Origin of the sequence: Acinetobacter sp. VT 511, assembly GCF_001077515.1 — a bacterium.
GTDB classification, from domain to species: domain Bacteria; phylum Pseudomonadota; class Gammaproteobacteria; order Pseudomonadales; family Moraxellaceae; genus Acinetobacter; species Acinetobacter schindleri.
In genome coordinates this window covers 181,808-195,121 of sequence record NZ_LFRE01000059.1, presented here as the reverse complement: position 1 = coordinate 195,121, position 13,314 = coordinate 181,808, and the positions used below count along the sequence as shown (strand labels likewise).

The 13,314-nt window shown below is 41.4% G+C and carries 15 protein-coding genes; 12 read left to right on the top strand and 3 right to left on the bottom strand.

The annotated features are described in order from the left end of the window. Window positions 1-89: 89 nt before the first annotated feature. From hemF to ACS72_RS08105, 7 genes are all read left to right on the top strand, one after another. Window positions 90-1,034: an oxygen-dependent coproporphyrinogen oxidase gene (gene hemF, locus ACS72_RS08135; RefSeq protein WP_048881803.1), complete on the top strand. Its 945-nt coding sequence runs from the start codon at window positions 90-92 to the stop codon at window positions 1,032-1,034. Between the two features lie 282 nt (window positions 1,035-1,316). Continuing rightward, a complete protein-coding gene (locus tag ACS72_RS08130) occupies window positions 1,317-1,523 on the top strand; it encodes a hypothetical protein (RefSeq protein WP_004809869.1) in 207 nt (68 codons plus the stop codon). A 91-nt stretch (window positions 1,524-1,614) separates the two neighbouring features. Beyond that, window positions 1,615-2,403: a shikimate dehydrogenase gene (gene aroE / locus ACS72_RS08125; RefSeq protein WP_048881802.1), complete on the top strand. Its 789-nt coding sequence runs from the start codon at window positions 1,615-1,617 to the stop codon at window positions 2,401-2,403. Between the two features lie 391 nt (window positions 2,404-2,794). Next, window positions 2,795-4,618 (top strand): acyl-CoA dehydrogenase C-terminal domain-containing protein, encoded by a 1,824-nt coding sequence (locus tag ACS72_RS08120; RefSeq protein WP_048881801.1) that lies wholly within the window; start codon window positions 2,795-2,797, stop codon window positions 4,616-4,618. A gap of 356 nt (window positions 4,619-4,974) precedes the next feature. Continuing rightward, the gene (locus ACS72_RS08115) at window positions 4,975-5,184 is read left to right on the top strand and encodes a cold-shock protein (RefSeq protein WP_004786992.1); all 210 of its coding nucleotides are present in this window, start codon (window positions 4,975-4,977) and stop codon (window positions 5,182-5,184) included. Between the two features lie 227 nt (window positions 5,185-5,411). After that, the gene (locus tag ACS72_RS08110) at window positions 5,412-5,939 is read left to right on the top strand and encodes a hypothetical protein (RefSeq protein ID WP_048881800.1); all 528 of its coding nucleotides are present in this window, start codon (window positions 5,412-5,414) and stop codon (window positions 5,937-5,939) included. Then, window positions 5,920-6,834 carry a hypothetical protein gene (locus ACS72_RS08105; RefSeq protein WP_048881799.1) on the top strand — a complete coding sequence of 305 codons (915 nt, stop codon included), beginning with the start codon at window positions 5,920-5,922 and terminating at the stop codon, window positions 6,832-6,834. The genes ACS72_RS08110 and ACS72_RS08105 overlap by 20 nt, the downstream gene beginning before the upstream one ends. Here ACS72_RS08105 and hemW read toward each other — a convergent pair. After that, window positions 6,831-7,985, bottom strand: a complete 1,155-nt coding sequence (gene hemW / locus ACS72_RS08100) for a radical SAM family heme chaperone HemW (RefSeq protein ID WP_048881798.1) — start codon at window positions 7,983-7,985, stop codon at window positions 6,831-6,833. The genes ACS72_RS08105 and hemW overlap by 4 nt on opposite strands. Window positions 7,986-8,109: 124 nt before the next feature. Here hemW and ACS72_RS08095 point away from each other — a divergent pair, with 124 nt between their 5' ends. Together ACS72_RS08095 and ACS72_RS08090 are read left to right on the top strand one after the other, a co-directional pair. After that, window positions 8,110-8,568, top strand: coding sequence for a DMT family transporter (locus tag ACS72_RS08095; protein WP_048881797.1), 459 nt, complete (start codon window positions 8,110-8,112; stop codon window positions 8,566-8,568). A gap of 40 nt (window positions 8,569-8,608) precedes the next feature. Continuing rightward, complete coding sequence (locus ACS72_RS08090) at window positions 8,609-9,967, top strand: MATE family efflux transporter (protein WP_048881796.1); 1,359 nt, start codon at window positions 8,609-8,611, stop codon at window positions 9,965-9,967. Window positions 9,968-10,204: 237 nt separating this feature from the next. Here ACS72_RS08090 and ACS72_RS08085 read toward each other — a convergent pair whose 3' ends face one another. Beyond that, window positions 10,205-10,414: a DUF1737 domain-containing protein gene (locus tag ACS72_RS08085; RefSeq protein ID WP_004809883.1), complete on the bottom strand. Its 210-nt coding sequence runs from the start codon at window positions 10,412-10,414 to the stop codon at window positions 10,205-10,207. A 255-nt stretch (window positions 10,415-10,669) separates the two neighbouring features. Between ACS72_RS08085 and ACS72_RS08075 the strand changes: the two genes are divergently transcribed. Next, window positions 10,670-11,968, top strand: coding sequence for an AarF/ABC1/UbiB kinase family protein (locus ACS72_RS08075; RefSeq protein ID WP_048881795.1), 1,299 nt, complete (start codon window positions 10,670-10,672; stop codon window positions 11,966-11,968). A gap of 118 nt (window positions 11,969-12,086) precedes the next feature. Beyond that, entirely contained in the window at window positions 12,087-12,338 is a 252-nt protein-coding gene (locus ACS72_RS08070; protein WP_048881794.1) for a type B 50S ribosomal protein L31, read from the top strand. Between the two features lie 62 nt (window positions 12,339-12,400). Here ACS72_RS08070 and crcB read toward each other — a convergent pair whose 3' ends face one another. After that, window positions 12,401-12,781, bottom strand: coding sequence for a fluoride efflux transporter CrcB (gene crcB, locus ACS72_RS08065; RefSeq protein WP_004896190.1), 381 nt, complete (start codon window positions 12,779-12,781; stop codon window positions 12,401-12,403). A 167-nt stretch (window positions 12,782-12,948) separates the two neighbouring features. On the opposite strand from crcB, the gene ACS72_RS08060 reads away from it, so the two are divergent. After that, window positions 12,949-13,281: a HopJ type III effector protein gene (locus ACS72_RS08060; protein ID WP_004896192.1), complete on the top strand. Its 333-nt coding sequence runs from the start codon at window positions 12,949-12,951 to the stop codon at window positions 13,279-13,281. The last annotated feature ends 33 nt before the right edge of the window (window positions 13,282-13,314 follow it).

Genomic DNA, 13,314 nt, shown 5'->3' with positions numbered 1-13,314 from the left:
GATCATCAGTATCGGCAAATACATCTTAATTTTTATGCCATTTTATGCTTTGATGTAGAAAGTCTTTCTTTCTCCCCATGAGGGCTTTGATGCAGCATCCAACTTCTGCGGATATTCAACGCGTACGCGAATTCCTCCTCGACTTACAGACGCGCATCTGTGCGGCTCTCGAACAACAAGAACGTGCTGGTAGTGGCTCAGCTGAGTTTATCATTGATGACTGGGAGCGACCTGAAGGTGGGGGTGGCCGTTCACGTGTGCTGCAAAATGGGACAGTGATTGAAAAAGGCGGGGTGATGTTCTCGCACATCAATATTTCTAAACTACCGGCTTCAGCCACTGAACGTCATCCACAAATTGCCGGGGCTAAGGCACAGGCGATGGGCGTCTCACTGGTGATCCATCCCAAAAATCCCAATGTGCCGACCTCACATGCCAATGTGCGCCTATTTGTTGCTGAAAAAGAAGGTCAAGATCCGATCTGGTGGTTTGGCGGTGGTTTTGACCTGACACCGTTCTATCCGAATGATGAAGATGTGCTTTCATGGCATCAGACGGCGCATGACCTGTGTGCGCCATTTGGCGAAAAAGTTTATGCACAGCATAAAAAATGGTGTGATGATTATTTCTACTTAAAGCACCGTGATGAACAGCGTGGTGTCGGTGGCCTGTTCTTTGATGACCTGAACCAATGGGATTTTGAAACCTGTTTTAAATACATGCAGGCGGTAGGCAATGGTTACTTAGATGCCATCATTCCGATTTTCCAGCGCAATCAGAACAAACCTTATAGCGAAGCACAGCGTGAGTTTCAACTGTATCGTCGTGGTCGTTATGTTGAATATAATCTGGTCTATGACCGTGGCACTTTGTTTGGCTTACAGACCGGTGGCCGGATCGAGTCCATTCTAGTGAGTCTGCCCCCACTCACTGGCTGGTCTTATCGTCCGGAATGGGCCGAAGGTTCACCAGAGAAACAACTCACCGATTATTATCTAAAGCCACGAGATTGGCTAAAAGAGTTAAAGAAGTAAGTGTACGCTTAACAAAAATGCTCTCAGTTTGAGGGCATTTTTTATAAAACTGTTCCAATTATTTTTTGCTTACAGTACCTCTAATTTTTTTCTCCTGAAAACTTCATGCAATTAATTCGTTCCCAAATTTACAAAACTAATTCTTCAAGACTATTAATTTGAACGAAAAATTTTCCTATAAACATTTAGAAACTTTTCTTTATATAAATAAGCAGAAATGTCCTCACTTCGTCACAAGCTCTGCTGTATAGTAAAATCTTAAAAAATATTGGGTAAAAATATATGCAGCTACGACATTTCAAAAGTCATGTGCTGATGATGTGGGTATTTCTGGCCGTTACAGTCAGTGCAATTACCACAACATTCTTAACCAAGGATCTTATCTTGGACAGTCTGGCAATCAGTGTCAGCATTATTATGATTATCGGTATTATCTTAAGTGGTGCCCTGCTTCTGACTGAACGCATTATTAAAACCTGTAATTCCTAAAATAAGCCCCTAGAATTAGACCTTTCAATACTTTAGTCCCTACCTGTTTTCACGTATATTGTTGAGCATTTCAGCACATGGACACTGTGAAATGAGCAAACAATTTGCTGTTGTTGGCAACCCGATTGAACAATCACGTTCTCCAGAATTGCATCATGCATTTGCCGCTAAAACCGGTATTGATCTCACCTATAGTAAACGTCTGGCTCCGCTGGATGGCTTTGAAGCCAATATTCAGGACTTCTTTGCCCAAGGCGGTATCGGCATGAATGTCACGGTTCCGTTTAAAGAACAAGCTTATGCACAGTGTCAGGTGCTGACTGAACGCGCTCGTATTGCCGGTGCAGTAAATACACTATGGATGGAAAATGGCCTCCTGCATGGTGATAATACCGATGGTCAAGGTCTGGTTGAAGCTATTCGTGCTTTAGACTGGAACCTGGAAAATACCGATATTCTGATTATTGGCGCTGGTGGTGCGACTCGTGGCGTGATCTATCCGCTGGTACAGGCAGGTGTGAAGAAAATTGTGATTGCCAATCGTACCCTCGCTCGTGCCGAACAGCTGATTGCGGATCTAAAAAATGCATTACCACAAGCTGAACTGCAAGCGATTGCCTTGACTGATCTGGCGGGTGATTTCGATATTATCATCAATGCAACTTCTGCCAGCTTGAGTGGTGATGCCTTAATCCTGCCGGAAGCACTGCAGTTTAAACATGCTTATGAAATGGCCTATGGCAAACCATCTACTTTCTTAGATCAAGCCCGTGCGCGTGGTGTTCCTAGCGCTGAAGGTTTTGGCATGCTGGTGGGTCAAGCGATTGAATCTTTCTCGATCTGGAATGGGGTCAAGCCACAGCTCAAAGATTTCCTTTAAGCCCGTTTAAGCTTTTAATATGATTCAAGAGTCTCTACGGAGGCTCTTTTGATTTTCCGACAGAAGGCAATATACAGAGCAATAAGTGGATTTAATGACAGCACTTCTGTTTATTTTCGAACAATAACATTTGTGTACAATTCACCCAAAAAATCACCTAGACAAACAGAATAATTATCTATTAAAGTCGTTTCATATAAGTCTTTTTTATTTTTCAGCTATTTATTATTAGCCCATATCTTTAACCTGAATCACCCTAATTTTCCTATCTCCTCGATTCGCCTTTCTGACATTTTTATTTGCTTGCCTTATCAATGTATTTTTAGCCGCAATGTGAATAATCAAAGAATCGATACAGATAATCCAAAACTATTAATCAGGATTAAAACGCATGCCAGCATATAAAGCCCCGTTACGTGACATTCGCTTCCTTATGAATGAAGTGCTTGATTACCCTGCACATTACCAGACACTATCAAATGGTGAATATGCCGATGCTGATACCGTGGACATGATTCTGGAAGGTGCAGCAGATTTCTGTGAAAATGTACTGTCTCCATTGAATCAAAGTGGTGATCTGGAAGGCTGTCATTTTGAAAATGGTGAAGTCACTACGCCTAAAGGCTTCAAGGAAGCATACGAACAGTTCGTACAAGGCGGCTGGCAAGGTCTTTCTTATCCTGAAGAATTTGGCGGTCAAAACCTTCCACAATCTTTGAATCTGGTTAAGTCTGAAATGATGGGCACTGCAAACTGGTCCTTCCAGATGTATCCAGGTTTAAGTATCGGCTGTATCAATACCATTATTCAATTTGGTTCAGATGAGCAAAAAAATCTTTACCTGCCTCACCTGGTAGCAGGTACATGGTCTGGTACCATGTGTTTGACTGAGCCGCAATGTGGTACCGACCTGGGCCAGGTAAAAACCAAAGCTGAGCCAAATGCAGATGGCACGTATGCTATTTCAGGTACCAAGATCTTCATCTCGGCGGGTGAACATGATCTGACTGAAAATATCATTCATATCGTACTTGCACGCCTGCCAGATGCACCTGCAGGCACTAAAGGTATTTCCCTGTTCATCGTACCGAAATTCATTCCGGCAGCTGATGGCGGCATTGGTGAACGCAATCCGGTTACTTGTGGTTCGATTGAACACAAAATGGGAATCCGTGCATCTGCAACAGCTGTACTGAACTTTGACAATGCGGTTGGTTACCTGATTGGTGAAAAGAATAAAGGTCTGCATGCAATGTTTACCTTTATGAATACGGCACGTATCGGTACTGCAGTTCAGGGTATCTGTCATGCAGAACTGTCTTTCCAAGGTGCCCTGCCTTATGCCAAAGAGCGTATGTCGATGCGTGCCCTTTCTGGCAAGAAAGATCCAGAAAAAGTAGCTGATGCCATCATTCACCATGCTGATGTTCGCCGTATGTTATTAACACAAAAAGCAATTGCTGAAGGCGGTCGTGCAATGATTTATCATGCAGCACAAATTGCAGACAAAATGAATGATGCTCTGGTTCGTGGCGATACAGCAGCTTTCGAGGCGCATGATGATCACTTAGGTTTCTATACCCCTATTCTGAAAGGTTTCCTGACTGAACTGGGCTATGAAGCAGCCAATCACGGTATGCAAGTCTTTGGTGGTCATGGCTATATCAAAGAATGGGGCATGGAACAAATCGTACGTGACTCGCGTATCTCTACTCTTTATGAAGGTACAACAGGTGTACAGGCACTAGATCTGATTGGCCGTAAAGTACTGTTAACTTCTAAAGGCAAAGTGATTCGTGATTACACGGCAGAAATCCTGAAATTCTGTGGTCAACATGCACGTAACAAATACATGCGTCGTTTTGCTTGGGACTTAACCAAACTTTGCGCACAATGGAATGCATTAACGGTTCGTATCATGCTGGCTGCACGTAAGGACCGTGATATCGTTTCTTCTGCATCTGTAGATTTCCTGATGTTCTCAGGCTATGTGATGATGGCGTACTTCTGGGCACAACAGGCTGCGGTAGCTTCCGCAAAACTGGCTGAGGGCAACGGTACTGAAGTTCCTGAGTTCTATAAGGCAAAAATCAAGACAGCTGATTTCTACTTTGAGCGCATGTTGCCGCGTACTCAAGGTCATGCTGAAGCCATGGTCAACCCATCTAAAACGATGATTTCACTGGCATCTGAGCACTTCAGTTTCGATTACTAAGTTTTCACTGACTTTGAAAGTCAAATAACAAAAAGAGCGCCACGGCGCTCTTTTTGTTAAAGCATATTAAGTCCTTGATTTTTTAATGCTGTATAATTTTTCTACAATTTTATTTTGAGTGATATCAACTGCATAAAAAATAATAGTGATATACAGCTTGAATATCTCTGAATTCAGGGTATGATGGTTGCAACTAGAAAAATTCTTGTTTTGGTTAGTCTTCTTTAAGTATCGCAGTTTTAGTCATAAACCTCCGTTTTTATAGATCAAAAGCTCCATCCAGTCTATTTTTCCAAGTTACATCTTAGTCATCCCATAGATTGACTATAAATCAATAAAACTCAATAGGTTATATTATGTCTAATACAGTTACTGGTACAGTAAAGTGGTTCAACGAAACTAAAGGTTTTGGCTTCATTCAACAAGACAACGGTCCAGACGTTTTCGCTCACTTCAGCGAAATCCAAGGTTCAGGTTTCAAAACTTTAGCTGAAGGCCAAAAGGTTTCTTTCAGCGTTGCTCAAGGTCAAAAAGGCCCTACAGCGACGAACATCACTGCAATCTAATCGTTGCTAAGATGAAAAAGAGCACTCATTAGAGTGCTTTTTTTGTGCCATAAATAAATAGATATTTATCTTAGGTCCATTAATTAAGGTCTTACTTTTCTTTAATCCCTGGTCTTTTAATTTAATATGAATAAAAAAGGGTTTTTGTGCTCTTTTTATTTTTCCTAACAAGTGCTTGTGGTATAAAAATATAAGGCTTAAAACAATTATTTTGAATTACCTTTGCTATGATCGATCAAAATACAGTACAAATAATCGAAGATGATCCCAAACGTACGTTTGATGGCAAAGTAATTTACCCGCACCTATTAACTCCTGGTATTCATAAAATCTCCTTAAATAAATTAGAGGAAACACTACTAGTACCATTTGAAGATAAAAGAACACGCACCTATCTTTGCAATAGATTCAGAGTTCTTTTTGAAGAGTTAAAAAGTTATAAAGTAGAAATGATTATCTGGATTGATGGTTCAATTTGTTCAATCAAGCCTCATCCTAGCGATATTGATATGGTTATTTTTTTAAATGAAAATGACCTTTCCGATCTACCTTCAAATTTATATGACAAACTCTTAAGTCTATTAGAAAATCGTGATGAGATTAGAGCACGTTATGGATGTGACCTATACTATGAAAAAATGTCAGATGATAAACAACGACATTATTGGCGAAGTATTTTTAGCTATAACCAATTGCTAGAAGTAAAAGGTTTTATCCAACTTAGAGTATCCCCTCATGAACATCTCTATTCTTGAACGCCAAATAGAAACTGCTGAAAATGCCTTAGCAGAAAAGAAAAAGAATTTAGATGAAAGTGATCGTTTTCAAATTGCTTCATTGAATTCTTTTTCAGAACATATAAAAACTTTAAGAAAACAGCTCTATGATCTACAAATACGAAGAGAAAAAGAAATCTTAGAAGTTAGATTTATTGGGAATAAAGCTCATAATGGATCTCTTCCTTTAATGCTACACTCCATATTATCAAAGGGGTTAGCAGAAAGCCTTATCACAATATCTACAAAAGTTAGAAAACCTAAAAAAAATGCTGAATATATTAATCAAACTGAATTAGATTTAAGATTAGCCAATATTGTTTCAGGTTCAACAAAATTTATTCTTACTTTAGAGATTGAGCCCGATATATTTGGATGGAGCTTATCTCAAAATACGCTTAATCAATGGTTCCAATTCTTTTCATCTTTAGATGATCCCGAAAATAATAGTGATGCCATTTCCTTTATGGGCTTGAAAGGAATTTCTAGTATTAAAACAATGCTATCAGCTTTAAAGAAAAATAATCTAGATTTCGAGTTATGTTGGAATTCTCACCAAGATAAAAAATATTATTGGATGGGAAACTCTCAAAAAATTGAATCAGCTATCAACTTTCTAAATAATCTTAAAATTGAAAAACCTGTTGAATGTATAATTTCAGGCATCGTTCAAAATTTGGATCGTTCAGGCAAAATAACACTGATTGATGAAGATAGAAAAAATTATAAAGTGCGTTTAGATAAATCAGTCTTGACTGAAATTGAGAAATTGCGCATAAATCAATTTATAGCCTTACGAGTAATAAAAAATGTTAGTACCCATCCTACATTTGAACGGGTACTAGAACACTATGACTTTATTGAAGTAGTTTAAAGAAACTCTTCCAATACTGAATTTAAAAATACATGCCCCTGCTCGGTACAAGCCAGACGTTCTGGATCCTCAACCATGAGTTTACGTTGACGCAGTGAAGTCAATAATTCATTCAGACCATCCAGACTAAGGCCAGTACGCTCTGCATACAACTTTGCTGTTACACCATTATTTAAACGCAAGGCATTCATCATAAATTCAAACGGCATATCTTCAGCTTCAATCCGTTTAAACTGTAAATGCTCTGCTGGTACTTTGGCTAAATAATCTTTCGGCAAACGGGTTTTCTGGAAACGATAGACCCCATCAGCTTGGGTGACTTTCCCATGTGCCCCTGCACCAATTGATAAATAATCACCAAACTGCCAGTAATTCAGGTTATGTGCTGACGGTAACTCTTTACGCCAAGCCGAGACTTCATAATTAATAAAGCCCTGAGCTTTTAAATAAGCCTCACCCTGTTCCTGAATATCTTCCAAGACCTCATCCATAGGTAAAATGGGCTGCGTACGGAAAAACACCGTATTGGGTTCAATAGTGAGCTGATACCAGGAAATATGAGTCGCTCCATTTTCCACAGCTAATTTCAAGTCATTTAAAGCCTGTTCTAAAGTCTGTTCTGGTAATCCATGCATCAGATCAACATTAATGCGCTCAAAACCTGTCTCTTTCGCATGCGCAATTGCCGAGATCGCATCTTCATTACTATGAATACGCCCCAGCTTTTTCAAATGCTCAGTATTAAAGCTTTGTACACCGATCGAAAGACGGTTAATACCCGCTGCCAGGTAACCCGCAAATGGATCATGCTCTACTGTGCCTGGATTGGCTTCCAAGGTGATTTCACAGCGTTCTTCAAAAGGAAGTAGTGCTTTTAATTGACTAAATAACCACTGATAACCTTGAGCAGAAATGAGAGATGGTGTACCCCCACCAATAAATACACTATGAATCTGACGTCCGTGTGCAAAGTCAAGCTGGGTCTTAAAGTCCTCAACCAAGGCATGCAAATATTCCTGCTCAAGATCCAGAGACAGCTTGCCATCTGGTACCGCATGCGAATTAAAATCACAATATGGACATTTACGCACACACCATGGCATATGAATATACAGGGACAAGGGAATAGCGGCAGGATTTAAATCAGTCAAGGACAGTGCTCAGAACATCAGATGAATTTTGTTGTATTTTAGCATGACAAAAGTACTCTGCTTATGAATTCTCACCCGCTTTACAGTAGACTCATTTTAACTCAACAAAAACAAGACCCTGAGAATGAAAATATCTTCCGAGATCCTGCTGTTTATCCCTTTGGCAATGGCAATTGGTATTGCTTTAAGTTTTCAGACCGGTATCAATACCCAGCTACGGGAATATTTATATTCTCCCTTACAAGCTGCCCTTTTCTCCTTTCTGATTGGTACAATATTGCTTGCTGTGTTGGTATTTTTTCAACAGGTGGATAAACCGAGCCTCAGTACATTTACGCAATTGCCCTGGTATTTATGGCTGGGCGGTGTCATCGGTGTCTATGCAATTAGCATGAGCATCTATAGTGCGCCTAAGCTTGGGCTACTGACTTTGTCTGCATTGGTGATTTTTGGACAGCTGGTCTCTTCCATGATCATTGATCATTTTGGCTGGTTCGACAGTGAAAAAATACAACTCAACTGGCAACGTCTTCTGGGTGGCGTGGTGATTTTTATTGGTGTGCTTCTCACTTTACAACGCTAAACCTTCTATCTAAGCACATGATGAAAGATGAGTATTTTTTGTGTCGAATGTTTCGTCAGCCACAACCCTAAGCTTTGAATTAAAACGACTGTTCACCTTAATGTTGCCCATTTTGATCACCCAGTTTTCCCAAGCTGGTCTTGGTCTGATTGATACCATTATGGCAGGGCATCTGTCTGCAACTGATCTGGCAGCCATTGCAGTCGGGGTCGGGTTATGGATTCCGGTGATGTTATTATTTAGTGGCATCATGATTGCTACTACTCCTTTAGTGGCTGAAGCTTACGGTGCTCGCACTCCCGAGAAAATTTCAACGATTGCCCGTCAATCCCTTTGGGTGGCTTTAGTACTTGGGGTGATCGCAGGGCTAGTTTTGCAGATTTTACCTCTAACCCTACCTTTGCTAGGTGTACCGGAAAGCCTGCAGCCTAAGGCCGGCCTGTTCCTGCATGCCATTGGTTTTGGTATGCCAGCGGTGACCATGTATGCAGCACTGCGTGGCTATTCCGAGGCAATCGGTTATCCACGCCCAGTCACTGCAATCAGTCTATTGGCTCTGCTGGCATTAATACCACTCAACTTTATTTTCATGTATGGTTTCGGTCCAATTCCTGCATTGGGCAGCGCTGGTTGTGGTTTTGCTACAGCGATTCTGCAATGGCTGATGCTGATTACGCTTGCGATTTATATTTTAAAAAATAAGTCCTATCAGGCAACCCAACCCTTCACTCACTGGGAAAAAATTAATACTTACTGGCTCAAGCGTATTCTCAAGTTAGGCTTACCGATTGGTCTGGCAATTTTCTTTGAAGTGAGCATTTTCAGTACGGCAGCGATTGTCCTTAGTCCACTCGGTGAAACCATTGTCGCGGCACATCAAATTGCGATCTCGATTACATCGCAGCTATTTATGATTCCAATGTCTTTAGCGATTGCTTTGACGATCCGTGTTGGAACCTATTATGGCGAGAAAAACTGGGTCGCGATGCGTCAGGTGCAATGGCTGGGTTTAGCCACTGCTACTGTACTTGCCGTATTAACCATGCTGCTGCTGTGGTTCTTTAAGCATGAGATTGTGGCGCTCTACACCTCAGAAATGCAGGTCTCCCAGATCGCAGTGTATCTGGTACTATTTGCAATTGCCTATCAGCTGATGGATGCTTGGCAGATCAGTGCGGCAGGTTGCTTACGTGGTATGCAAGATACCAAAGGCCCGATGTGGATCACCATGATTGCCTATTGGGTGATTGCCTTCCCGGTCGGTGTCTATCTGTCCAGATTTACGGATATGAGTGCGGCCGGTGTCTGGGTGGGGCTGATTGTCGGCCTGAGTGTGGCCTGTGTGCTACTGCTGATGCGCCTTTATGGCAACAATAAACGTTTAATTCAGCAGGCTTAAAAGAATTAAAAAGGATGAATTTTCAATCCTATATTCAATTAACTCTCCAACGACATGGATGTCGCCGTTGATCAGTCATCTTGCGCAACGCTTTAAAGCAGTGCTTAAAGCGTGCTTAGGATAAAGCATCAGATTAATAAAAGGGTTTTATTACTTTTGCCGCTGCGAAAGTAAAAACCACCTACACAATAAGATAAAAATGCGAATGAAACATTGAGGGCATGATCATTCAGAACTCTAGTTCGCTTCTAAAGCTGCTTTTAAACCCTGTGGAATCTCAGACTCATCTGCTACTTCTTTAATGACGACCTGGCCCACAATCACTTCTGTTCCATTAAAAGTCATGGTTGGTGAACCATACAGTTCATAGCCTTCATTTAATGCCTTGGTGACACGGGCACAAAAATGCACATCATCCTTACCGGTAAAATAACGATAAACTTTCATGGAATAGTCTTAGCTTAAATCATGCTGACTATTCTAATCTCATCAATGCATAAAAACTCAGAATTAATGGTGAACCCAATCACTCTAAATAATGAATCAAAGCGGTATTGGCACAGTTTTTGGAAGATTATTGAAGAAATTGTAAAGTATGAGATTGGGCTGGCAACACAACCTCTACAATTAGTTATAGGCATTTACGCCTTTGTCGCCTATGATCAAAGACAGCATTAAAAAGATGATTTTGAGGAATTCCGCATGGCAAAAACGGCTAGCACACCCGGTCGTCGCTTTATGAAACTTGCCGGTATGACAGCAAGTATCGCCAGCAAAACATTATCAAATTCTATTAAAAATTTAACTGCCGACGAAGAGCAGAAAAATGCAGCGCGCAGCAAACTTTTTCAGGATATTGGTGTACAGATTGCCGATACCCTTGGAGAAATGAAAGGCGCAGTGATGAAAGTCGGTCAGATCGCTTCTCAATATAAAGATATTTTTCCGCCTGAAGTCGCACGTGCCATTTCCAAGTTGCAACGTCAGGCGCCAGCCATGCCGTTTAATGTGATTAAAGCACAGGTTGAAAAAGAGCTTGGCAAACCGCTGGAGCAGATTTTCCAGGATTTTGAACCTAAACCTTTTGCGGCTGCCTCGATTGGTCAGGTGCATAAAGCCACCTTGCCGAATGGTCAGCAAGTCGTGGTGAAAGTGCAATATCCGGGTGTAGAAGAAGCTTGTGAAAGCGACCTAAAACAGGTCCGTCTGGCGTTACGTCTGATGGGGGTATTGAAAATTGACCGTAAACTGCAAGATCAGCTGTTTAAGGAAATTCAGCACAGTCTGGACGATGAGCTGAACTATGAAATCGAAGCACAAAATTTAGAGGTTGCTCGTGCTTTCCACGAAACACTGGATAGCAAGATTGTAATTCCACAAGTCTATCCGGATTATTCGTCACGGCATATTCTGACTTTAAGTCTGGAACATGGTGAAAGCATTGAAACTGCCAGTACTTGGCCGGTGGAAATCCGTAATGATCTGGGCCGTCGCCTGTTCCGTGCCATTGGCCAGGAAATTTTCTATCTGCGTCGTTTCCACTGTGACCCGCATCCGGGTAACTTCGCCTTCCGTGAAGATGGCACAGTGATTATTTACGATTTCGGTGGTGTAAAAACTTTATCTACTGAAGTGATTGGTCATTTTAGAGAGTTAGTACATGCAGCTCGGGAACAGAATATTCCGATGATCGAGCAGCAGCTAGACTCGCTTAAGTCACTTACAGAACTTGGAAAATTCCCTCAGGAACTGTATGAACAGTGGCTGGAAGTACTGTTACGCCCACTAAATGGCTATTATGATTTTGAGGAAAACTCGGCGCACCATGACGGTATAGAGCTGATCAAGCCATCCTTGAAATATTGGGACGTATTTAAACCTTCTCCAGATACGTTGATGGTAAACCGGACCATTTCAGGACAATACTGGAACCTGATTCATTTAAAAGTTAAAGATGATCTCAGTGATGTATTTGAGGAGCTGGTACCGAAACGTGCCTAAGCTTTAACAAGAGTTACACCTGGATACACATCGTTACCCGGCTTATATTGAAAATAATATTGTTATATTATAACATAACATTAAATCTAATCATTGTTGTTCAAGCAAGGTAAAAAATATGCGTCCAGATATCCATCCAGAGTATCGTGAAGTACTATTTCATGATACCAATGCCGATGTTTATTTCATTATTGGCAGCACCATGAATTCCAGCCAGACCCGTGAATACGAAGGCAAAACTTACCCTTATGTCACTCTCGATATTTCAAGTGCGTCTCACCCCTTCTATACCGGTGAACAGCGTCAAACCAGTAATGAAGGCCGCGTAGCAAGCTTCAATAAACGTTTTGCACGCTTTAAACGCAGTTAAACCTTAATGTCTCATTTCTAAATCCTCTATTGTCAGGAAATCTCCCTAGTTTCCTGACTTTTTTATGCCTGCGCTAAAGCCAGCTGAGTCAGATAGAAACCAATTCCCAGCAGCAGTACACCGACAATCACACTGGATACGACATAACTGATAGCAATTGTTAGCGCTCCCTGTTTAAGCAGCTGAAAAGTTTCCAAACCAAAACTGGAAAAAGTAGTAAAACCACCCAAGATCCCCACCATAAATAACAGCCGTGCTTCATTCTGTAGAAAGCTGTATTTCTGGCTAAAGGCAAAGAAGATCCCCGCACATAAACAACCGATAATATTGATCCACCAGGTCGGCCAAGGAAATAACATCTGCGGCTTGAAAATCAGCATGCCTGTTGCATAACGCAGTGTCGCCCCGATTGCGCCGCCCATTGCCACCAAAAGCCAGTTCATGTCCTCTCCGTTATCCTTCAATCCTGAATACGTCATCAGCCCTTATATTGGGCGAGAATAATGAATAACATCATGCACCTAAAATTGCACAATGAACATGGATCTTTGCCAAAAAATTGGTATATTCGACACCATTCATATTTATTTAAGTTCTAGAGGGAAACCCCATGGCTCAGGAATTACTGGCTCAATTGGCTGCTGGCGAAGCAAAATTTGCTGATGTAATTGCATTCATTGATGCACGCTATCAGCACACACCAACAGCTTTTAAAAATGGTCAACAAGCCAATGCCGCTACTGAAAACCAGGGTAGTGCAAAAGTATTCTCTTTTGCTAAATTGAATGGTCTGGATCAGGCGCAAACTTTGAGTCTGTTTGCTGAACACTATGCCGCAGTACTGGCAACGCCTGAAGCGACCGACCACCAGAATATCCGTCAGTTCATGCTCAATGGCTGGGATGGGATTCAGTTTGAAGGCGAAGCGCTAGCTGCTAAATAAATGCTCAATCAAGCTATAAAAAAACCGCTCCTT